Raw genomic sequence first — 19,261 nt, forward strand, 5'->3', positions numbered from 1 at the left:
AGGACCTCCTTACAGCTCGATGATGGCATCATCCGGCAGGTCGGCAAAGGCCAGCGCGGCGGCGGGCACAGGCTGTGCCTGGCGGGCCCGGCGCTGCTTGAGCTGGGCCATCAGACCCATGAGCTGCACCGTGATGAGGGGGGTCATGGCGACCATGGCCACCACACCGAAGGCATCGGTGACGATATTGCCGCCCACAGCTACACAGGCACCCTGTGCCAGCGGCAGCAGGAAGGTGGCCGTCATGGGGCCGGAAGCAACGCCGCCCGCGTCAAAGGCGATGGCGGTGTAGAGCTTGGGCACCACGAAGGAGATGCCGATGGCAAAGGCATAGCCCGGGATGAGGAACCACAGGATGGAGATGCCGGTGAGCACCCGCACCATGGCAAGACCCACCGAGAGGGAAACGCCTGCCGAGAGGGCTGCGCCCATGGTGCTGGCGGAGATGGCACCGTCGGTCACTTCCTCGACCTGCTTGTTCAGCACATAGACGGCGGGCTCAGCCTTGACGATGAAGTAGCCGATGAGCATCCCGATGGGCACCAGCAGCCAGCGGAAGCTCTGGCCTGCCAGCACCTGACCCAGATAATTACCGGCGGGCATAAAGCCGATGTTTGCGCCTGCGAGGAATAGCACAAGACCGATATAAGTATAGGCCAGGCCCACGCCGATGCGGCCCAGCGTCCGCCGGTCGAGTTTGAGGGCTGCCAGCTGGAACACGCCGAACATGGCGATGATGGGCAGCAGGGAGGTGGCGATCTCCTTGATGTAGGTGGGCAGGCCCTCGTGGAAGAGCTGCCACAGCTCCACGGAATCGCTGACGTTGGGCAGGATGGGCGGAACGTAGGTGCTGTCGCTGGCCTGGAACGCAATGCCCAGAATGAGCACTGCCAGAATGGGGCCGATGGAGCAGAGCGCCACCAGACCAAAGCTGTCGTCCGCGGCATGGCGGTCGGAACGGATGGCGGCCACGCCGACACCCAGCGCCATGATGAAGGGAACGGTGATGGGGCCGGTGGTCACACCGCCGGAATCAAAGGCCACGGAAAGAAATTCCTTTGGCACAAAGGCGGCCAGCACAAAGATGAGCCCGTAGAACACCACCAGCAGCTTGGGCAGGGCAATGCCCAGCAGCATACGCAGGAAGGCGACCACGAGAAACAGCCCCACGCCTGCCGCCACCGAGAGGATGAGGGTCATGTTGGGGATGGAGGGCACCTGATTGGCCAATACCTGTAAGTCGGGCTCCGAGATGGTGATGAGGAAGCCCAGCAGAAAGCCGACACCGATGATGAGCGGCACGCTCCGGCTTTTGGTGAGCATTGCGCCCACCCGCTCGCCCATGGGGCTCATGCTCATCTCCGCACCCAGCGTAAAGAACATGATGCCCACAATGATCATAGCCGCGCCCAGCAGGAAGCAGAGCAGGATGCTGGGGGAGACGGGAGCAATGGAGAAGCAGAGCACCAGCACGATGGCCACGATGGGCAGCACCGCCTGAAGCGCTTCCAATAATTTTTCCCGCAGTTTGGGGATGGATGCCTTGAGAATAATGTCCACCGACCTTTCGAGAAAATATTTCCGCAGTGTACAAAACACATGCGGATATATGAATAGTATACCGAAAAGCGGAAAAAGGGGTCAACTAAGAAACGGTAAAGATGGATAAATGGGCGCAAAATTTACAAATTGGAAATCAAATGGAAACCGATGAGAAATAAAACGCCCGGCGGGACAGACCAGCCGGGCGGGAAAAGCATTATTTGACTTCCTGTTTGCCCAGAACGTCTGAGGTGGGGGTCTGGAAGGTGGGGATGTCGGCGTAGGGATCGGGGGTCGTATCTGCAGGCAGGCTCTTCATGTACTTGTCCATGGATTCGGCCACCTGCTTGGCAATGGCCACGGCCTCGACCACGGTACGGGCACCCATAACGGCATCGCCGCCGGCAAACACGCCCTCGCGGGTGGTGCTGCCGTCCTCGCTGACGGTCAGCAGGCCCTTCTGGTTGGTCTCGATGCCGGTGGTGGTCTTGACGAGGTTGCTCTCCGAGCCCTGGCTCACCGAGACGATGACACCGGTGTGGGGGTAGAAGGTCTCGCTGCCCTCTACCTGCACGAACTTGCCCTCTTCGTTCTTGACCGTGTCGCGGCAGATCAGGCCGTTTTCCCGGATCTCCACCGGGGCCTTGCAGAAGCGGAAGCCCACGCCCTCGAGCTTGGCATAGCTGACCTCGTACGCAGAGGCGCTGATGCAGCTCTCGTCCCGGCGGGCATAGCAGGTGACATGGCGGGCACCGTTGCGGATGGCGGTGCGGGCGCAGTCCATGGCCGAGTTGCCCACGCCGATCACGGCGATGTCGTCCCCCAGCCGGAAGGCCTTGGAGTTGGCCAGATAGTCGATGCCGAAGGCCACGTTGCCCAGGGTCTCACCCTTGATGTGCATGGCGTTGGCCTTCCACAGACCGGCACCGATGAACACGCTCTTGTAGCCGTCGCGGAACAGGTCGTCGATGGTGATGGTCTTGCCGATGGTGGTGTTGGGCCGGACATGGATGCCCTTGAGCTCAAGGTGGCGGTACTGGAAATCGTCCAGCACGCTGTCGGGCAGGCGGTAGTTGGGGATGCCGTACCGCATCACGCCGCCGATCTTATCCCGGGCATCAAAAATGGTGATATCGTAGCCCCAGCGCGCCAGCAGCACGGCAATGGTCAGGCCGGCAGGGCCTGCACCCACCACGGCGGCCTTCATGCCGTTCTTGGGGGCGGGGCCCTTGGTCATCTTGTTGGCATAGGTGGTGGAGATATAGTCCTCGATGATGGAAAAGTGGACAGGATCGTGGCTGGGCATCCGGTTGCGGATGCAGTGGCCCTCACACTGGTTCTCGTGGTTGCAGACCAGAGAGCAGACCGTGGTCAGGGGGTTGTTCTCAAACAGCATCCGGCCTGCGGCATCCAGCTCGTTTGCCTTGAGCAGACGGATGACCTCGGGGATGTTGGTGTGGATGGGACAGCCCTGCTGGCACATCGGCTTTTTGCAGCCGAGGCAGCGGTTGGCTTCGTCCAGAACGTGTAATGCCATGGAGTTCCTCCTCTTGTCCCACAGGCTGGGGACGCTTCGTTGTATCCAATACTATCATTATGATACACCGAACCACTGCCGGGATACAAGTGTGGAAATGTAAAAATTTCAGGAGAAAATTTTGCTATTTCGTCAAAAAGATAATTTTTTGACGAAGTGCGCTCCCCATCGGCTCCGGCTTTTTACGACACAGCGCGCCAAAATCACAGGCTCGCAGCTGTGCATCCACCACCGCCCGGCAGGGGGTGTTCTGCTCGGCCAGCCGCGCAAGGGAGTGGGACACCGGCAGTGAGGCAGCCTTCAGGAGGGGAAGGGCATCCTTCTGCGCCCCCAGCAGGTGGAGATAGGGCGGAAGGGCGGGGAAGGCATCGGCAGAATAGTCCAGAGCGGCATCCATGGCCAGGCGGCGCATCCGTGCCCGGGGGTAGCGCACGGTGGTCAGGCTGTCCAGCAGTTCCGCATGGGTGGTGCTGGAACGCACGGCGGCTTCCAGCCGGTGCTCCAGACCTTCCGAAATGCCCCGCACCTGGGCAAACGGCGCGGTTCCTGCGCACCGGCTGCGCAGAAGCGCCAGCTGACAGCGCTGGGCGGCCGCAAGATCGGTGTACTGCCCGGCGGCAAAGGCTTCCCGGTAGAGCGGCAGGACTTCCGCCGGAACATAGGGAGCAGCGGCATCAGCTCCGCCGTTCTGCCAGAGCGTGCGCAGGGCGCTGGCACTGGCAAACTGTCCCCCTGTTTCGGTCAGGGCCTGCCCATGACCGGCACCCTGCCGGGGCAGGGGGATCGGCACCAGAGAAGCCCCCAGCTCCAAGATGGCCTTGCAGTATTCCACGGCCAGATTGTTGTTGGGCTTGTCCAGCAGGGCGGCAAGGCCGGTGCCCGGGCAGACTGCTTCCACCGCTGCCTGCCGGGCTGCCGCAAAGCTGCGGGCCTCGGCAGCAAGCCGGGCCTTGAGGGCGTTGCGGTATTCCGCACCGGAGAGCACCCGGGCGGCTTCCATCAGAAGCGCCGCATCCGGGGTCTCGGCTCCGAACACCAGAGCGTCGCACCCGGCGGCGGCCAGCAGCTGCACCCCGGCCCGGGCAAAGCATTCCGCCCCGGAACAGGCATAAGGGGCGGGCAGGGCGAACACGAGGTCGGCCCCGCAGGTCAGCGCAGCCTGCACCCGCACGCTTTCGGGCAGCAGGGGCAGCGCGCCCCGCTGGGTCAGCCCGCAGCTCATGGCCACCGCCACCCGCTGAGCACCCAGTGCCTTTGCCTGCTGCAGCTGCCAGGCGTGGCCGTTGTGGAAGGGATCGTATTCGGCAATGATCCCGGCGAGCTTGTACATTGTGAAATTTATATCGTTCATACAGAAATAACCTGTGTCTCTTTCCATTTGTGGGCAGGGTGTACAAAAAAGCATGGATACTTTGTGGAACCCTTTGCCCGGTTGCGGCTTGAAAACCCTTGGAACCTATTATATAATATTTCTAGGAATCTGTAAAATTCTGTCCGCATCTGCGAACCGAAAAGAATATGGAGGCACAAGAAGATGAAAGTTCTGGTTATTAACTGCGGCTCTTCTTCCCTGAAGTATCAGCTGATCGATATGGACGGCGAGAAGGTGCTGTGCAAGGGCCTGTGCGAGCGCATTGGCATGGAAAGCAGCATGATCACCCACGAGGCCAACGGCCACAAGGCCACCACCCCGGCAATCTTCCCCACCCACACCGAGGCTTTTGCTGAGGTCGTGAAGAAGATGACCACCGGCGAGGGCAAGTGCATCGACGATGTCAGCGAGATCAACGCCATCGGCCACCGCGTTGTCCACGGCGGCGAGAAGTTCAAGGCCAGCTGCCTGATCACCGATGAAGTCATCAATACCCTCCGGGAGCTGAGCCCCCTGGCCCCCCTGCACAACCCCGCAGGCATTCTGGGCATTGAGGCTGCACGCAAGGTGTTCGGCAACATTCCCATGGTCGCTGTGTTCGATACCGCTTTCCACAGCACCATGCCCCCGAAGGCTTATATGTACGCCATCCCCTACGAGTACTATGAGAAGTACGGTGTCCGCCGTTACGGCTTCCACGGCACCAGCCACAAGTATGTTGCACACAAGGCTGCTGAGTACCTGGAGGAGCCCATTGAGCGCCTGAAGCTGATCACCTGCCACCTGGGCAACGGTTCTTCCATTGCTGCTGTGGACCAGGGCAAGGTCGTGGATACCTCCATGGGCATGACCCCGCTGGCCGGCCTGATGATGGGCACCCGCTGCGGTGACCTGGACCCCTCTGTGGTCAACTACCTGAAGTACACCCTGAACATCACCGGCCACGAGCTGGACGAGATCCTGAACAAGAAGTCCGGCCTGCTGGGCATCTCCGGTGTCTCCAGCGACAAGCGTGATGTGGAGGAGGCAGCTGCTGCAGGCAACAAGCGCGCACAGCTGGCTTCTGACATGCTGAACTACCAGATCAAGAAGACCATCGGCAGCTACATTGCCGCCATGGGCGGCGTGGATGCCATCGTCTTTACCGGCGGCATCGGCGAGCATGATGCTGCTGCCCGTGCAAAGATCTGCCACCACATGGATTGGCTGGGGATCCGCATCGATACCGACAAGAACAAGCACATCCAGGGCGATGTCTGTGAGATCACTGCCTGGGGCGCAAAGGTCCGCACGCTGGTCATTGCTACCGATGAGGAGCTGATGATCGCCCGCGACACCAAGGAAGTTGTCGAGAAGTAAGCCGTTTGTATTTTACGCGGTTTTTACAATGCAATAAAAAAGGGGGACGCGCTTCTGACTGGGGGCGCGTTCCCTTTTGCTGTTTTCCGGGGCGCAAACCCTGTCTAATTGGGCCGAATGCACAAAAATGAAGCCGAAGGTTTGTTTTTTGGTTGACAAATCAAAAAAAGAACGGTACAATAGAGAAGTCCTCAACCAGAGGATGTTCTATCATTCAAGCCCCTGGTAGCTTACGATCAGCGCGATGGTCCCTAAAAACCAAAGGTATGGTTACAATCCTTCCGCGGGCAAGAACTAAACAAAGAGGAGATACTACTATGTTCGAAGACAAGACTTTAGTTTGCAAAGACTGCGGCAAGGAGTTTGTTTGGACTGCTGGTGAGCAGGAGTTCTACGCATCTCGCGGCTTTGAGAACCAGCCCCAGCGCTGCAAGCCCTGCCGTGACGCTCGCAAGAACGGCGGCGCACGCAGCAACAGCGGTGAGCGCCAGATGTTCGATGCTGTCTGCGCAGCTTGCGGCAAGGCTTGCAAGGTTCCCTTCCAGCCCCGTGAGGACCGTCCGGTCTACTGCTCCGACTGCTTCGCTCGTATGAAGCAGAACTAAGCGCTGATTTTAAAATCTGAAGCTTGGCCCCCGCTGTCGCAAGATGGCGGGGGCTTTTTGTGTGGAAAGAGGACGCAAAACCTCTCCGTCATTGCTTCGCAATGCCACCTCCCCTAACGAGGGGAGGCCTTGGCATTCCACGCAAAGTTTCCGGTTTCGCCAGAGGCTCCCCTACCAGGGGAGCTGGCGAGCGTAAGCTCGACTGAGAGGTTGTACAAAGATGAGGCTTAAAATTTGTAAGAAGTCTTGCAAAAATACCTAGTAATAGGGTATAGTATATATGAATGGTCTGCCTGACCACGAAAACACCCACAACAGAAAGGAAATCCCATCATGTTTGATATTTTTAATATGCTCAAGAAGAACGAGGAGAACAAGACAATGCAGGTGACCCGCGAGACCATCATTGGCGATATTCTGGATATGGATCAGACCACCGCTCCCTATTTTATGGAGATCGGTATGCACTGCCTGGGCTGCCCCGCTTCCCGCGGCGAGACCATTGCCGAGGCCTGTGAGGTCCACGGTGTGGACTGCGACGAGCTGCTGGAGAAGCTGAACGCCCATCTGGCTTCCAAGAAGGCCTGAGTGCTCCCCACACTGGATGCGCGTCTGACCGCCGCCGCCGAGCTGGTGCTGCCGGGCAAGCCGGTGGCTGACATCGGCTGTGACCACGGCAAGCTGACAGCGGTGCTGGCGGCCTCGGGAAAATACCCCCGGGTCATCGGGGCCGATCTGCGCCCCGGCCCGCTGGCAAAGGCAGAACAGACGCTGGAACATGCAGGATGCAAAGACCGCGTTGAGCTTCGGCTCGGCGACGGTCTTTCTGTGTTGTCTGCGGGCGAGGTGGGGACCATTGTGCTGGCGGGCGTTTCGGCACAGACCACCTGGGAGATCATCGAACAGGCCCCGTGGGTGTCGCAGGTCGGCGGGCCCCGGCTGGTGATGGTGCCGGCCACCCGCCACAGCGAGCTGCGCCGCTGGCTGTGGGAACACGGCTTTGCGCTGGCGGCAGACCGCCCCGTGCAGGCGGCGGGCCGCTGGTACGCCGTGATGGCTGCCGAGTACACCGGCGGGGTGCACACCCCCACCTTTACCGAGTGCCTGTTCGGCAGAACAGCCGAATGGCCCGAGGGTGCAGGATATGCCGCCTGGCAGAAGGCCAAGCTCCCCCGTTTCCGGCTGGGCGTGCCGGATGGGACGGAGCTGGCAGAGGAGATCGATAAATTGTTAGATGGCTCGCCCTCTCAGACTCGCTGACGCTCGCCAGCTCCCCCAAAGGGGGAGCCCTTGGCAAAACCGGAAACTTTGTGGGGATTGTCAAAACCTCGCCCTTCGGGAGAGGTGGCATTGCGCAGCAATGACGGAGAGGGTGAGGCTGCTGAAATCGGAGGTACAGCTTTATGGCTACAACCAATGATATTTACGCTGAGATGCAGCGCTATGCGCCGCTGGAACTGGCAGAGAGCTGGGATAACCCCGGCCTGCTGGTGGACTGCGGCCGTGAGGTGTCCCGGGTGCTGGTAACGCTGGACATCACCCCCGAGGTGGTGGAGGAAGCTGCGGCCGGGGGCTGCGAGCTTATCGTGTCCCACCACCCGGTCATCTTCAGCCCGCTGAAAAAGCTGACCCCCCGAGATGTATCGTTCCAGCTGGTGCAAAAGGGCATCTCTGCCATCTGTATGCACACCAATCTGGATGCCGCCGAGGGCGGCGTGAACGAGGTGCTGGCGGGCATCTTCGGGATGCGGGACTGGGAAGTGTTTGCTGATGGCTGCGGCCGGGTGGGTGAGGTTGACCCCATCACGGTGCCGGAGCTGGCCCGCAAGGCGCAGGCTGTGCTGGGCGGGCGGTGCAACCGGCCCCGGAGCGGCCCTGCGGTGCAGGTCAAGTTTGCAGATACCGGCAGGGCCGTAAAGCGGCTGGCGGTCATCAGCGGCGCGGGCGGCAGCATGTTCGAGGATGCCCTTGCCGTGGGGGCGGACTGTCTGCTGACCGGCGAGGCCAACCACCACGCGGCCATAGATGCCGTGCGTCTGGGGCTGTCGCTGGTGGCGGCGGGGCACTACGCCACCGAGTTCCCGGTGTGTGCCGCCATCGCTGACCGTCTGCGCACTGCGTTCCCGGAGCTGGAGGTGCGGGTGAGCGGAGAGAACAGAGATCCGTTTACTTATATATAAAGGAGACGGATTAAACCTCTCAGGCGCTTTGCGCCAGCATACGGGTTGCGGCTCCCAGCATCCACTTCGTGCAAAGGATTGCACTCGTGTCCTGCTGGCCGCGGCCCCAACAACTCCTCCCTTCATCCGCCACTGGCGGCGGTCGTCGTCGTTGCCTAGTAGGGGAGCCCTTGGCAAAACCGGAGCGTTTTGCGTAAACGAATAAGAGATTCTATCAGAGAAACAGGTGATTATAAGATGGCACTTGATGCCGCGACGCTGGCGCTGACGGCTGGGGAGCTGAAACAGACCCTGACCGATGCGAAGATCGCAAAAATATTTGAACCCACCCGCGATGAACTGGTGCTGACCCTGCGCACCCGCACAGAGACCTATGCGCTGCTGCTCTCGGCCCGCAGCGGCTCGGCCCGGGTCTGCCTGACCGAAGAGAGCTTCGAGAACCCCGAGACACCGCCCTCCTTCTGTATGCTGATGCGTAAGCATCTGACCGGCGGCAAGCTGCTGGATGTGCGGATGGAGCCGGGTGACCGCATCGTGTACTTTACCTTCCAGTGCACCAACGAGATGGGGGATCTGGTGCAGAATATCCTCTGCGCTGAGCTGATGGGCCGCTACTCCAATCTGGTGCTGGTGCAGAACGGCAAGATCATTGATGCCCTCAAGCGGGTGGATTTTGAGGACAGCGATGTCCGGCAGCTGCTGCCGGGCCTGCCCTATACCATCCCGCCCAAACCGGTCCGCCCTGACTTTTTGCAGGTGAGCGCCGCGTCTATCGTGGCGGCGGCCTGTGAGCGGGACCTGCCTGTGGCCGATGCTCTGAATAAGACCGTGGCCGGTGTCGGCCCGGTGGTCTGCCGGGAAGCCGCCTGGCGCGCCTTCGACGGGGAACACCTGCTGGCCAACGAGCTGGACGATGCGCAGAAGCGGAAGCTGATGGCCGCCATTGATGAGCTGAAGGAGCTCCACCACAACGGCGGCTGTCCCTGCAGCGTGACAGCCCCGGACGGCAAGCCGGTGGAGTTCACCTTCTTCCGGCCCCTGCAGTACGGCGATACCTATATTATAAAAGAGTGGCCGTCCTTCAACGCCCTGCTCGAGGGCTACTATGCCGAGAAGGACCGCGCCGAGCGCCTGCGCACCAAGAGCAAGGAGCTGCACAAGGCCGTGCACAATATGTACGAGCGTGCGGTTCGCAAGCAGGCCGCACGGCAGGAGGAGCTGGCCGCCAGCGGCAAGAGCGAGAAGCTGCGGCTCTACGGGGAGCTGCTCTCGGCCAACCTCTACATGGCCCAGAAGGGAATGAAGAGCATCACCGTGCCCAACTGGTACGATGAGGGCAAGGAAGTGACCATCCCGCTGGACCTGCGGTTCAGCCCCAGCCAGAACGCCCAGAACTTCTTCAAGAACTACAAGAAGAAGCAGACCGCCGCCCGGATGCTGGTAGACCTGCTGGCAGAGGGCGAAAAGGAGATCGCTTATCTGGAAACGGTGCTCTACGAAGTGGAGACCGCCGCCGGTGAGGCGGCACTGAACGAGATCCGGGCAGAGCTCAAGAGTCAGGGCTACCTGAAATACTACAAGCAGCGCGACAAGCGCCAGAAGCCTGCCGACTTCCTGCGCTTTACCTCCAGCGACGGCTTTGAAATTCTTGTGGGCCGCAACAACGCCCAGAACGACAAGCTGACCCTCCACACCGCCCGGGGCAAGGACCTCTGGTTCCACGTCCAGAAGGCTCCCGGCAGCCATGTGGTCGTGATGAGCCGGGGCGAGGATATCCCGGACACCACCCGGCAGGAGGCCGCCGAGCTGGCCGTGATCTATTCCAGCGCCTACAAGGCCGGGACCGGTGCCAAGGTGGCCGTGGACACCACCGAGGTGAAGAACATCTGGAAAGCCAACGGTGCAAAACCCGGCATGGTTCTGTATGAGGTGTACACCACCGTCTACATCACTCCCCGGGATGGGCTGGAAGAACAGCTGAAACAGAAAAAGTAAAGATCTACCCTCTTTGTCAAAGCCTGCGGGCCCTGACGGAGAGGGTCTTTTTGTATAAAGCACCCTATTCCGGTGCATCCTGAGAGGCGGGGGAGTTTTCCACGCAAAAACGTGGAACGCGGTATGCAAAATGCACAAAAAATGCGCCAAAAGACCGTGCGGAGAAAATAAAAAAGAAAAATACGATTTTTTTGAAAAAACACTTGCCAAATGCACGCAGATGTGATAAAATATCTCTCGGCTGCAAAGGGCTTGTGCGATACAAGTCGTGCAGGCCAGCGATATGCGTAGATGCGGGAGGTTGTCATCCGGCAATAGTCGTGATGGGTTATTTCCGCGGAGTATGTCCGATCTTAGAACCGGGCGAAAAAATTACTGACAGCGATGGAATACGTTCCCTCGGCGGGGTGACCTGCGAAACGGGCGGAACCAATGTTCAGATTTGATTTGCTAATATATCTCCGGGAGAACTGCCAAGCGGTTCACCGGTTTTTCTAGTGCCAAATCGAGGAACACCCGGAACTGTGTAGAGCAATTTATCGGCTCGCCTAGGGCAAAATCAATTTTTTCAGGAGGCGTAAGCAATGGCAGTCAAAGAGAAAATCAGAATCCGTCTGCAGAGCTATGATGCTCAGCTGATCGATGCCGCAGCAGAGAAGATCGTGGAGACCGCAAAGCACACTGGTGCCCGCGTGTCCGGCCCCATCCCCCTGCCCACCGATCGTGAGATCGTTACCGTTCTGCGCGCTACCCACAAGTACAAGGATAGCCGCGAGCAGTTCGAGAGCCGCACTCATAAGCGTCTGATCGACATTCTGAAGCCGTCCAACAAGACGGTCGAGGCTCTGATGAGCCTCCAGCTCCCCGCTGGCGTGGACATCGAGATCAAGCTGTAACAGCTGATCCAAGCGATGCTCCTCGTTTCCCGAGGGGTCATGTTGGCGGTGACGTGCGCCGCCAACCAATAACCTTTACAGGAGGAAAAGAAAATGGTTAAAGGCATTATCGGCAAGAAAGTCGGTATGACCCAGCTGTTCGATGAGAACGGCAAGGTTATTCCCGTAACTGTCATCGAGGCTGGTCCCTGCACCGTGGTGCAGAAGAAGACCGTCGAGAGCGATGGTTACCAGGCTGTCCAGCTGGGCTTCGGCGAGGTTTCCGCCAAGAAGGTCAACAAGGCAGCTGCAGGTCACTTCAAGAAGGCAAACGTTGCCCCCAAGAAGACCCTGCGCGAGTTCCGTCTGGAAGATGTTTCCGCAATGAACGTTGGCGACGTGCTGAAGGCTGATGTCTTCGCAGCAGGCGACAAGGTTGACGTTGCAGGCGTTTCCAAGGGCAAGGGCTACCAGGGCGTTATCAAGCGCTTTGGCCAGCACCGTCTGCGTGAGAGCCACGGCACCGGCCCTGTTGCTCGTCATGCAGGTTCTATGGGCGCTATTTCCAACCCCTCTCGTGTGTTCCCCGGCAAGCGCCTGCCCGGTCACATGGGCTTTGTGCGGGTCACCGTGCAGAACCTGACCGTTGTCAAGGTTGACACCGAGAACAATCTGATCGCTGTCAAGGGTGCGGTTCCCGGCTCCAAGGGCACCATCGTCACTCTGGCCAACAGCGTGAAGGCGTAAGGAGGAAAGCTACAATGGCAAAGTTTAATGTAGTCGATATGAACGGTCAGCACGTTAGCGAGATCGAGCTTTCCGACGCCGTGTTCGGTATCACCCCGAACGAGAAGGCTGTCCACATTGCTGTGGTGAACTTCCTGGCCAACCAGCGTCAGGGCACCCAGAACACCAAGATCCGCATGGAAGTTTCCGGCGGCGGCAAGAAGCCCTGGCGTCAGAAGGGCACCGGCCACGCTCGTCAGGGCTCCATCCGTGCTCCCCAGTGGACTCACGGCGGCGTTGCTCTGGGCCCCAAGCCCCGCAGCTACAACTACCACATCAACAACAAGGTCAAGCGCCTGGCTCTGCTGAGCGTTCTGTCTGACAAGGCTGCCAATGGCAACATGGTCGTTGTTGATAAGTTCACCTGCGACGAGTACAAGACCAAGGCTGTGGTTGCAATGCTGAACGCTGTTGGCGCTGGCAAGAAGAACCTGCTGGTCAACGAGACCGTCGATGCAAAGTTCGTCAAGAGCGCTGGCAACATTGCCGGTGTCAAGACCACCTTTGCAGGCAGCGTGAACACCTACGATGTGCTGAACGCCGACAAGCTGATCATCAGCGTCGACGCAGCGAAGAAGCTCGAGGAGGTGCTTGGCTAATGAAAACCGCACATGATATCATCCTGAAGCCGGTCATTACCGAGAACTCCATGGCTGGCATCGCTGATAAGAAGTACACCTTCAAGGTTGCTACTGATGCCACCAAGGTCGAGATCGCTCAGGCTGTCGAGACCCTGTTCCCCGGCGCTAAGGTCGCTAAGGTCAACACCATTTCCGTGCGTGGCCGCTTCCGCCGCCAGGGCATGCATGCTGGTTACACTGCCGCTTCCAAGAAGGCAATCGTGACCCTGACCAAGGACTCCAAGGAAATCGAGTTCTTCAACAGCATGGTCTAAACCGAACCCGCCGAGGGTTCCTCTATGGGGATATGACCCCGATAATAATTCATAAGATAAACAAAGGAGAATAGCACAATGGCTATCAAGAAGTATGGCCCCACTACTCCGGGCCGCCGCGGCATGACCGTCACGGATTACAGCGTCCTGAGCAAGGTCGCTCCCGAGCGCAGCCTGCTGGAGCCCATGAAGAAGCACAGCGGCCGCAACAACACCGGTCGTATCACCGTCCGCCACCAGGGCGGCGGCAACCGCACCAAGTATCGTGTCATCGACTTCAAGCGTCAGAAGACCGATATCCCCGCTACCGTCAAGACTCTCGAGTATGATCCGAACCGCAGCGCATTCATCGCTCTGGTCGAGTACACCGATGGCGTTAAGAGCTACATCATTGCTCCCGATGGCCTGAAGGTGGGCGATGTGGTCATCAGCAGCAAGTCTGCCGACATCAAGCCCGGCAACTGCCTGCCCTTCGAGAACATCCCCGTTGGTACCATCATCCACAACATCGAGCTGTATCCCGGCCGCGGCGCTCAGCTGGTTCGTTCCGCTGGCAACATGGCTCAGCTGATGGCTAAGGAGAATGGCTACGCTCTGGTTCGTCTGCCCTCCGGTGAGATGCGCAACGTGCCCGTGAACTGCACCGCAGTTGTGGGCCAGGTTTCCAACATCGACCACGAGAACGTCAACCTGGGCAAGGCCGGCCGTAAGCGCCACATGGGCGTTCGTCCCGGCAGCCGTGGTACCGTTATGAACCCCTGCGACCACCCCCACGGCGGTGGCGAGGGCCGCGCACCTGTTGGTCACTCCGGTCCTATGACTCCCTGGGGCAAGCCCGCTCTGGGTCTCAAGACTCGCAAGCATCATAAGCGCTCCGATAAGCTCATCGTGAAGCGTGCAGGTAAGTAAGAGAGGAGTTTAAGACAATGGGTAGAAGCATTAAAAAAGGACCTTTCGTCCAGGCTGCTCTTCTGAAGCACGTTGAAGCAATGAACGCTTCCGGCAAGAAGCAGGTCATCAAGACCTGGAGCCGCGCCTCCACGATCTTCCCCGAATTCGTTGGTCACACCTTTGCCGTTCACGACGGCCGCAAGCATGTGCCTGTGTATGTGACTGAGGACATGGTTGGCCACAAGCTGGGTGAGTTCGTTCCCACCCGTACCTTCAAGGGCCACACCGGTAATTCTAAATAATAGAGGGAGGAACACAACATGGAAGCTCGGGCAATTCTTCGTTATGCCCGCATTAGTCCCCGTAAGGTGTCTATCGTTATGGACCTGATCCGTAACAAGCCCCTGGACGAAGCGCTGGCAATCCTGCAGTACACCCCGAAGGCCGCTTGTGAGCCCCTTCTGAAGCTGGTGAAGTCTGCAGCCGCTAATGCGGAAAACAACTTCAATATGGACAAGAACAATCTGTACGTTGCTGAGTGCTACGTGTGCCCCGGCCCCACGCTGAAGCGCATGATGCCTCGTGCACAGGGCCGCGGCTACCGCATCCTGAAGCGCACCAGCCACATGACCGTTGTTCTGAAAGAGAAAGAGTAAGGAGGGAAAACAATGGGCCAGAAAGTAAATCCGCACGGCATTCGTGTCGGCGTTATTAAAGACTGGGACAGCCGCTGGTTTGCCTCCAAGAAGGATTTCAGCGATAACCTCGTCGAGGATCACAAGATCCGCACTGAGCTGAAGGCTCAGCTGAAGGACGCTGGTGTCCCCAAGATCGAGATCGAGCGTACTGTGGATCCTTCCACTTCCGCTCCTCGCGTGACTGTTAACATCTACTGCGCTAAGCCGGGCATGGTCATCGGCAAGGGCGGTGAGGAGCGCGTTGCTCTGCAGAACAAGCTGACCAAGGAGTATGGCAAGACTGTGATCGTCAATGTCATCGAGGTCAAGAGCGCTTCCACCAACGCACAGCTGGTTGCTGAGGACATCGCTCGTCAGCTGGAGAACCGTGTGACCTTCCGCCGTGCCATGAAGCAGTGCATGCGCAATGCTATGAGCCCTCGCGATCGTTCCACCGTTCCCGCTAAGGGCATCAAGGCTATGTGCTCCGGCCGTCTGGGCGGCGCTGATATCGCTCGTACTGAGAGCTATCACGAGGGCACCATCCCCCTGCAGACCCTGCGTGCCGACATTGACTACGGCTTCGCTGAGGCTGCTACCACCTACGGCCGCATCGGCGTTAAGGTGTGGGTCTACAAGGGCGAGGTCCTGAAGAGCGCTAAGACCGCTCAGAAGAAGGAAGGAGGCAACAAGTAATGTTACTGCCTAAGCGTGTTAAGTACCGCCGCGTTCAGCGCGGCCGCATGACCGGCAAGGCTACCCGCGGCAACGTGGTGTGCCAGGGCCAGTACGGCCTTGTTGCTCTGGAGCCGGCATGGATCTCTTCCACCCAGATCGAGGCTGCTCGTGTTGCCATGACTCGTTACATCAAGCGTGGCGGCAAGGTGTGGATCAAGATCTTCCCCGATAAGCCCGTTACTGAGAAGCCCGCTGAGACCCGCATGGGTTCCGGTAAAGGCTCTCCCGAGTACTGGGTTGCTGTCGTTAAGCCCGGCCGCGTTCTGTTCGAGCTGGCAGATGTCGATGAGGCAACTGCTCGCGAGGCTCTGCGCCTGGCTATGCACAAGCTGCCCATCAAGTGCAAATTTGCAGTCCGTGAGGACTCCGTGAAGGAGGATGGCACCAATGAAGGCTAATGAACTCCGCGAAATGCAGACCGCAGAGCTGACCAGCAAGCTGGTCGACCTGAAGGCTGAGCTGTTTAACCTGCGCTTCCAGCATGCCATCAACCAGCTGGAGAACCCCGGCCGCATCGACGCAGTCAAGAAGGACATCGCCCGCGTGATGACCGTTCTGGCTGAGAAGCAGTAAGGAGGTTAAACGATGGAAGAACGTAATCTGAGAAAGACCCGCGTCGGCGTTGTCGTGTCCGACAAGATGGATAAGACCATCGTGGTTGCCGTTAAGGATAGCGTGCAGCACCCCCTGTACAAGAAGATCCTGAAGCGTACCGTGAAGTTCAAGGCTCGTGACGAGCAGAACGAGTGCGGTATCGGTGACCGTGTTGAGATCATGGAGTGCCGCCCCCTGAGCAAGGATGTGCGCTGGCGCCTGGTCCGTATCGTTGAGAAGGCAAAGTAATCTTTGCCCGCTGCTTTGAACAGTTTGAAAGGAGATATCTGAAATGGTTCAGATGCAAACTTATCTCAAAGTTGCCGACAACACCGGTGCCAAGGAGCTGATGTGCTTCCGTGTGCTGGGCGGCACCCGCAAGAGATACGCAAACATTGGTGACGTCGTGGTCTGCTCTGTCAAGAAGGCAGCCCCCGGCGGCTCCGTTAAGAAGGGCGACGTCGTCAAGGCTGTCATCGTGCGCAGCAAGCATGGCGTGCGCCGCGACGACGGTTCCTACATCCGTTTTGATGAGAACGCCGCCGTTATCGTTATGGCCGACAAGAACCCCAAGGGTACCCGTATCTTTGGACCTGTTGCTCGCGAGCTGCGTGATGCCGGCTACACCAAGATCCTGAGCCTGGCTCCGGAATCGCTGTAAGGAGGTTTTAAAAATGAATAATCTTCATGTTAAAACCGGCGACAACGTTATGATCATCAGCGGCAAGGACAAGGGCCACACTGGTAAGGTCCTGCAGGTCAGCCCCTCTGAGAACAAGGTCATCGTTGAGGGCCAGAACATGGTTACCAAGCACGTCAAGCCTCGTCGTCAGGGCGAGCAGGGCGGCATCGTGAAGGCTGAGGGTGCTATGTACGCATCCAAGGTCATGCCCATCTGCCCCAAGTGCGGCAAGGCCGTGCGCGTGGGCCACGTCGAGAAGGACGGTAAGATGGTCCGCGTCTGCAAGAAGTGCGGCGCTGAGCTGTAAGGAAAGGAGTAAGGAACAATGGCTCGTTTGAAAGAACAGTATGTCAATGAAATTGCTCCTGCTCTGAACTCTAAGTTCGGTTACAAGAGCGTTATGCAGATCCCCAAGCTGGACAAGGTCGTCATCAACGTTGCCTGCGGCGAAGCCAAGGACAACGAGAAGATCCTGGAAGCTGTTATGAAGGATCTGGGCCAGATCACTGGCCAGAAGGCAGTCGTCTGCCGTGCCAAGAAGAGCGTTGCTAACTTCAAGCTGCGCCAGGGCACTCCCATCGGCTGCAAGGTCACCCTGCGTGGTGAGCGTATGTACGAGTTTGTCGATCGTTTCTTCAACGTCGCTCTGCCCCGTGTCCGCGACTTCCGCGGCATCAACGGCAACGGCTTTGACGGCCGCGGCAACTTTGCATGCGGCATCAAGGAGCAGATCATCTTCCCCGAGATCGACTTTGATAAGGTCGATGCAGTCCGCGGCATGGATGTCTGCTTTGTTACCACCGCTAAGACCGACGAAGAGGGCAAGGAGCTGCTGAAGGCTCTGGGTGCTCCGTTCGCTACCGAGAATAACTAAGGAGGAGATTGATACAATGGCTAAACTGTCTATGAAGCTGAAGCAGTCTCGTCCTGCTAAGTTCTCTACCCGTGCATACACCCGCTGCCGCATCTGCGGCCGCCCCCACTCCGTGCTGCGCAAGTACGGCGTGTGCCGTGTGTGCTTCCGTGAGCTGGCCTACAAGGGCGAGATCCCGGGCGTGAAGAAGGCTTCCTGGTAATCAAGCCAGAGGGCTGGATAGAATGTCGGATATCCGCCCCGGGGCAAGCATGTTTCGGGGCGGTATCATTATAAAACAAATGAGAGCTAATCTAAGGAGGTTAGTGGCACATGCAGATTACTGATCCTATCGCGGACCTGCTGACTCGCATCCGCAACGCTAGCACTGCCAAACACCCTTCTGTGGAGATCCCCGCTTCCAACATGAAGAAGGCTATCTGCCAGATTCTGGTTGACGAGGGCTACATCAAGGGCATGCAGGTGAAGAACGACACCGTTCAGGGCACCATCGTTGTCACCCTGAAGTACCAGGCTAACGGCGAGCCCGTTATCTCTGGCCTGCGCCGCGTGTCCAAGCCCGGCCTGCGCATCTACACCAACTGCGAGGATATGCCGAAGGTCATGAAGGGCCTGGGCACCGCAATCATTTCCACCTCTAAGGGCATCATGACCGATAAGGCTGCTCGTGCTGCGCACGTTGGCGGCGAGGTCCTGGCCTTTGTGTGGTAAGAAAGGGGTAAAAGACAATGTCGAGAATTGGAAGAAAACCCATCGTCATTCCTGCCGGCGTCACTGTTACTGTTGATGAAGCAGCACACACTGTCGCTGTCAAGGGCCCCAAGGGCAGCCTGAATTCCAACTTCCACCCCCTGATGACCGTTAAGGTCGAGGGCAATGAAGTTCTGGTTACTCGCCCCAATGACGATCCCAAGGCCCGCAGCCTGCACGGCCTGACCCGTACCAACATCGCTAACATGGTCAACGGTGTTGTGAACGGCTACGAGAAGAAGCTGGAGATCGTGGGCGTTGGCCTGCGCTGCCAGAAGCAGGGCTCCAACCTTGTTATGAACCTGGGCTTCTCCCACCAGGTGAACGTCCCCGATACCGAGGACTGCACCATCGTGTGGCAGGACCCCAACCACTTCTCTGTCACTGGTATTGACAAGCAGAAGGTGGGCCAGTACGCCGCCGAGATCCGCGCCAAGAAGCCGCCCGAACCCTACAAGGGCAAGGGCATCCGCTACGCAGGCGAGGTTGTCAAGCACAAAGAAGGCAAGGCCGGCAAGGGCAAGAAATAAGGTAAGGAGTGAAAGACAATGGTTAAGCAGATCGACAAGAACGAAGCTCGTCTTCGTCGTCATCGCCGCGTTCGCAACAAGATCAGCGGCACCGCAGCACGTCCCCGTCTGGATGTTTTCCGCTCCGCCAAGCACATTTACGCTCAGATCATCGATGATGAGCAGGGCGTGACCCTGGTGTCTGCATCCACTATGGACAAGGACTTCAATGGTTTCGGCGGCAACGTCGAGGCCGCAGCTGAGATCGGTAAGAAGGTCGCAGCAAAGGCTCTGGAAAAGGGCATCACCGAGGTCGTGTTCGACCGTGGTGGCTACGTTTATCATGGCCGTGTTAAGGCCCTGGCTGATGGCGCCCGTGAGGGCGGCCTGAAGCTGTAAT

General features: G+C 58.7%; 27 protein-coding genes. 24 read left to right on the top strand and 3 right to left on the bottom strand.

Annotation, left to right across the window (positions count from 1 at the left end; translation table 11 throughout):
- Nucleotides 1-9: 9 nt before the first annotated feature.
- The 3 genes from J3353_RS08475 to J3353_RS08485 form a co-directional block, all read right to left on the bottom strand.
- Nucleotides 10-1,560 carry a DUF1538 domain-containing protein gene (locus J3353_RS08475; protein ID WP_156074913.1) on the bottom strand — a complete coding sequence of 517 codons (1,551 nt, stop codon included), beginning with the start codon at nucleotides 1,558-1,560 and terminating at the stop codon, nucleotides 10-12.
- A 199-nt stretch (nucleotides 1,561-1,759) separates the two neighbouring features.
- On the bottom strand, nucleotides 1,760-3,079 hold the full coding sequence (locus J3353_RS08480) for an NAD(P)-dependent oxidoreductase (RefSeq protein ID WP_097771309.1): 1,320 nt from the start codon (nucleotides 3,077-3,079) through the stop codon (nucleotides 1,760-1,762).
- Between the two features lie 124 nt (nucleotides 3,080-3,203).
- Nucleotides 3,204-4,430, bottom strand: a complete 1,227-nt coding sequence (locus J3353_RS08485; protein WP_242700906.1) for a nucleotidyltransferase family protein — start codon at nucleotides 4,428-4,430, stop codon at nucleotides 3,204-3,206.
- Nucleotides 4,431-4,613: 183 nt separating this feature from the next.
- Here J3353_RS08485 and J3353_RS08490 point away from each other — a divergent pair, with 183 nt between their 5' ends.
- The 24 genes from J3353_RS08490 (at nucleotide 4,614) to rplR (ending at nucleotide 19,260) form a co-directional block, all read left to right on the top strand.
- Complete coding sequence (locus J3353_RS08490; protein ID WP_097773245.1) at nucleotides 4,614-5,810, top strand: acetate/propionate family kinase; 1,197 nt, start codon at nucleotides 4,614-4,616, stop codon at nucleotides 5,808-5,810.
- A gap of 317 nt (nucleotides 5,811-6,127) precedes the next feature.
- Complete coding sequence (locus J3353_RS08495; RefSeq protein ID WP_005921120.1) at nucleotides 6,128-6,415, top strand: zinc-ribbon domain containing protein; 288 nt, start codon at nucleotides 6,128-6,130, stop codon at nucleotides 6,413-6,415.
- Nucleotides 6,416-6,748: 333 nt separating this feature from the next.
- On the top strand, nucleotides 6,749-7,003 hold the full coding sequence (locus J3353_RS08500) for a DUF1858 domain-containing protein (protein ID WP_005934504.1): 255 nt from the start codon (nucleotides 6,749-6,751) through the stop codon (nucleotides 7,001-7,003).
- On the top strand, nucleotides 7,004-7,675 hold the full coding sequence (locus J3353_RS08505) for a class I SAM-dependent methyltransferase (RefSeq protein WP_207684661.1): 672 nt from the start codon (nucleotides 7,004-7,006) through the stop codon (nucleotides 7,673-7,675).
- Between the two features lie 143 nt (nucleotides 7,676-7,818).
- A complete protein-coding gene (locus J3353_RS08510; RefSeq protein ID WP_207684662.1) occupies nucleotides 7,819-8,595 on the top strand; it encodes a Nif3-like dinuclear metal center hexameric protein in 777 nt (258 codons plus the stop codon).
- A 237-nt stretch (nucleotides 8,596-8,832) separates the two neighbouring features.
- Nucleotides 8,833-10,590: an NFACT family protein gene (locus J3353_RS08515; protein WP_207684663.1), complete on the top strand. Its 1,758-nt coding sequence runs from the start codon at nucleotides 8,833-8,835 to the stop codon at nucleotides 10,588-10,590.
- A gap of 584 nt (nucleotides 10,591-11,174) precedes the next feature.
- The gene (gene rpsJ, locus J3353_RS08520) at nucleotides 11,175-11,486 is read left to right on the top strand and encodes a 30S ribosomal protein S10 (RefSeq protein ID WP_005934923.1); all 312 of its coding nucleotides are present in this window, start codon (nucleotides 11,175-11,177) and stop codon (nucleotides 11,484-11,486) included.
- A 93-nt stretch (nucleotides 11,487-11,579) separates the two neighbouring features.
- Nucleotides 11,580-12,212: a 50S ribosomal protein L3 gene (gene rplC / locus J3353_RS08525; RefSeq protein ID WP_097771303.1), complete on the top strand. Its 633-nt coding sequence runs from the start codon at nucleotides 11,580-11,582 to the stop codon at nucleotides 12,210-12,212.
- Nucleotides 12,213-12,226: 14 nt separating this feature from the next.
- Nucleotides 12,227-12,850: a 50S ribosomal protein L4 gene (gene rplD, locus J3353_RS08530; RefSeq protein WP_005934920.1), complete on the top strand. Its 624-nt coding sequence runs from the start codon at nucleotides 12,227-12,229 to the stop codon at nucleotides 12,848-12,850.
- Nucleotides 12,850-13,146 carry a 50S ribosomal protein L23 gene (gene rplW / locus J3353_RS08535; protein WP_005934919.1) on the top strand — a complete coding sequence of 99 codons (297 nt, stop codon included), beginning with the start codon at nucleotides 12,850-12,852 and terminating at the stop codon, nucleotides 13,144-13,146. Before rplD ends, rplW begins: the two co-directional genes overlap by 1 nt.
- 78 nt (nucleotides 13,147-13,224) lie before the next feature.
- Nucleotides 13,225-14,055, top strand: a complete 831-nt coding sequence (rplB, locus tag J3353_RS08540; RefSeq protein WP_097771302.1) for a 50S ribosomal protein L2 — start codon at nucleotides 13,225-13,227, stop codon at nucleotides 14,053-14,055.
- Between the two features lie 17 nt (nucleotides 14,056-14,072).
- Nucleotides 14,073-14,339: a 30S ribosomal protein S19 gene (rpsS, locus tag J3353_RS08545; protein ID WP_005934915.1), complete on the top strand. Its 267-nt coding sequence runs from the start codon at nucleotides 14,073-14,075 to the stop codon at nucleotides 14,337-14,339.
- An 18-nt stretch (nucleotides 14,340-14,357) separates the two neighbouring features.
- Nucleotides 14,358-14,693, top strand: coding sequence for a 50S ribosomal protein L22 (gene rplV / locus J3353_RS08550; RefSeq protein ID WP_005921882.1), 336 nt, complete (start codon nucleotides 14,358-14,360; stop codon nucleotides 14,691-14,693).
- A gap of 12 nt (nucleotides 14,694-14,705) precedes the next feature.
- Nucleotides 14,706-15,410, top strand: coding sequence for a 30S ribosomal protein S3 (gene rpsC, locus J3353_RS08555; protein ID WP_005934914.1), 705 nt, complete (start codon nucleotides 14,706-14,708; stop codon nucleotides 15,408-15,410).
- Nucleotides 15,410-15,850, top strand: a complete 441-nt coding sequence (gene rplP, locus J3353_RS08560) for a 50S ribosomal protein L16 (RefSeq protein WP_005934913.1) — start codon at nucleotides 15,410-15,412, stop codon at nucleotides 15,848-15,850. The genes rpsC and rplP overlap by 1 nt, the downstream gene beginning before the upstream one ends.
- Nucleotides 15,840-16,025, top strand: a complete 186-nt coding sequence (gene rpmC / locus J3353_RS08565) for a 50S ribosomal protein L29 (RefSeq protein WP_005934912.1) — start codon at nucleotides 15,840-15,842, stop codon at nucleotides 16,023-16,025. Before rplP ends, rpmC begins: the two co-directional genes overlap by 11 nt.
- Nucleotides 16,026-16,037: 12 nt before the next feature.
- The gene (rpsQ, locus tag J3353_RS08570; protein WP_005921877.1) at nucleotides 16,038-16,295 is read left to right on the top strand and encodes a 30S ribosomal protein S17; all 258 of its coding nucleotides are present in this window, start codon (nucleotides 16,038-16,040) and stop codon (nucleotides 16,293-16,295) included.
- A gap of 43 nt (nucleotides 16,296-16,338) precedes the next feature.
- Nucleotides 16,339-16,707 carry a 50S ribosomal protein L14 gene (rplN, locus tag J3353_RS08575; RefSeq protein ID WP_005921875.1) on the top strand — a complete coding sequence of 123 codons (369 nt, stop codon included), beginning with the start codon at nucleotides 16,339-16,341 and terminating at the stop codon, nucleotides 16,705-16,707.
- Nucleotides 16,708-16,720: 13 nt separating this feature from the next.
- The gene (gene rplX / locus J3353_RS08580) at nucleotides 16,721-17,035 is read left to right on the top strand and encodes a 50S ribosomal protein L24 (protein WP_005934911.1); all 315 of its coding nucleotides are present in this window, start codon (nucleotides 16,721-16,723) and stop codon (nucleotides 17,033-17,035) included.
- Between the two features lie 18 nt (nucleotides 17,036-17,053).
- Nucleotides 17,054-17,602, top strand: a complete 549-nt coding sequence (rplE, locus tag J3353_RS08585; RefSeq protein WP_005934909.1) for a 50S ribosomal protein L5 — start codon at nucleotides 17,054-17,056, stop codon at nucleotides 17,600-17,602.
- 16 nt (nucleotides 17,603-17,618) lie between these two features.
- Nucleotides 17,619-17,804: a type Z 30S ribosomal protein S14 gene (locus J3353_RS08590; RefSeq protein ID WP_005921866.1), complete on the top strand. Its 186-nt coding sequence runs from the start codon at nucleotides 17,619-17,621 to the stop codon at nucleotides 17,802-17,804.
- A gap of 110 nt (nucleotides 17,805-17,914) precedes the next feature.
- Entirely contained in the window at nucleotides 17,915-18,313 is a 399-nt protein-coding gene (gene rpsH, locus J3353_RS08595; protein WP_097773249.1) for a 30S ribosomal protein S8, read from the top strand.
- A 17-nt stretch (nucleotides 18,314-18,330) separates the two neighbouring features.
- Entirely contained in the window at nucleotides 18,331-18,882 is a 552-nt protein-coding gene (gene rplF, locus J3353_RS08600; protein WP_097771301.1) for a 50S ribosomal protein L6, read from the top strand.
- A gap of 18 nt (nucleotides 18,883-18,900) precedes the next feature.
- Nucleotides 18,901-19,260 (top strand): 50S ribosomal protein L18, encoded by a 360-nt coding sequence (gene rplR, locus J3353_RS08605; protein ID WP_005934906.1) that lies wholly within the window; start codon nucleotides 18,901-18,903, stop codon nucleotides 19,258-19,260.
- Nucleotide 19,261 lies beyond the last annotated feature (1 nt).

It is taken from the genome of Faecalibacterium sp. Marseille-Q4137, assembly GCF_017377535.1.
In the GTDB taxonomy this organism is placed as follows: Bacteria; Bacillota; Clostridia; order Oscillospirales; family Ruminococcaceae; genus Faecalibacterium; species Faecalibacterium duncaniae.

Coding starts and splice junctions, on each gene's coding strand:
- J3353_RS08480 (WP_097771309.1), bottom strand. CDS start 3,079: ATGGCATTACACGTTCTGGACGAAGCCAACCGCTGCCTCGGCTGCAAA.
- J3353_RS08485 (WP_242700906.1), bottom strand. CDS start 4,430: ATGAACGATATAAATTTCACAATGTACAAGCTCGCCGGGATCATTGCC.
- J3353_RS08490 (WP_097773245.1), top strand. CDS start 4,614: ATGAAAGTTCTGGTTATTAACTGCGGCTCTTCTTCCCTGAAGTATCAG.
- J3353_RS08495 (WP_005921120.1), top strand. CDS start 6,128: ATGTTCGAAGACAAGACTTTAGTTTGCAAAGACTGCGGCAAGGAGTTT.
- J3353_RS08500 (WP_005934504.1), top strand. CDS start 6,749: ATGTTTGATATTTTTAATATGCTCAAGAAGAACGAGGAGAACAAGACA.
- J3353_RS08510 (WP_207684662.1), top strand. CDS start 7,819: ATGGCTACAACCAATGATATTTACGCTGAGATGCAGCGCTATGCGCCG.
- J3353_RS08515 (WP_207684663.1), top strand. CDS start 8,833: ATGGCACTTGATGCCGCGACGCTGGCGCTGACGGCTGGGGAGCTGAAA.
- rpsJ (WP_005934923.1), top strand. CDS start 11,175: ATGGCAGTCAAAGAGAAAATCAGAATCCGTCTGCAGAGCTATGATGCT.
- rplC (WP_097771303.1), top strand. CDS start 11,580: ATGGTTAAAGGCATTATCGGCAAGAAAGTCGGTATGACCCAGCTGTTC.
- rplD (WP_005934920.1), top strand. CDS start 12,227: ATGGCAAAGTTTAATGTAGTCGATATGAACGGTCAGCACGTTAGCGAG.
- rplW (WP_005934919.1), top strand. CDS start 12,850: ATGAAAACCGCACATGATATCATCCTGAAGCCGGTCATTACCGAGAAC.
- rplB (WP_097771302.1), top strand. CDS start 13,225: ATGGCTATCAAGAAGTATGGCCCCACTACTCCGGGCCGCCGCGGCATG.
- rpsS (WP_005934915.1), top strand. CDS start 14,073: ATGGGTAGAAGCATTAAAAAAGGACCTTTCGTCCAGGCTGCTCTTCTG.
- rplV (WP_005921882.1), top strand. CDS start 14,358: ATGGAAGCTCGGGCAATTCTTCGTTATGCCCGCATTAGTCCCCGTAAG.
- rpsC (WP_005934914.1), top strand. CDS start 14,706: ATGGGCCAGAAAGTAAATCCGCACGGCATTCGTGTCGGCGTTATTAAA.
- rplP (WP_005934913.1), top strand. CDS start 15,410: ATGTTACTGCCTAAGCGTGTTAAGTACCGCCGCGTTCAGCGCGGCCGC.
- rpmC (WP_005934912.1), top strand. CDS start 15,840: ATGAAGGCTAATGAACTCCGCGAAATGCAGACCGCAGAGCTGACCAGC.
- rpsQ (WP_005921877.1), top strand. CDS start 16,038: ATGGAAGAACGTAATCTGAGAAAGACCCGCGTCGGCGTTGTCGTGTCC.
- rplN (WP_005921875.1), top strand. CDS start 16,339: ATGGTTCAGATGCAAACTTATCTCAAAGTTGCCGACAACACCGGTGCC.
- rplX (WP_005934911.1), top strand. CDS start 16,721: ATGAATAATCTTCATGTTAAAACCGGCGACAACGTTATGATCATCAGC.
- rplE (WP_005934909.1), top strand. CDS start 17,054: ATGGCTCGTTTGAAAGAACAGTATGTCAATGAAATTGCTCCTGCTCTG.
- J3353_RS08590 (WP_005921866.1), top strand. CDS start 17,619: ATGGCTAAACTGTCTATGAAGCTGAAGCAGTCTCGTCCTGCTAAGTTC.
- rpsH (WP_097773249.1), top strand. CDS start 17,915: ATGCAGATTACTGATCCTATCGCGGACCTGCTGACTCGCATCCGCAAC.
- rplF (WP_097771301.1), top strand. CDS start 18,331: ATGTCGAGAATTGGAAGAAAACCCATCGTCATTCCTGCCGGCGTCACT.
- rplR (WP_005934906.1), top strand. CDS start 18,901: ATGGTTAAGCAGATCGACAAGAACGAAGCTCGTCTTCGTCGTCATCGC.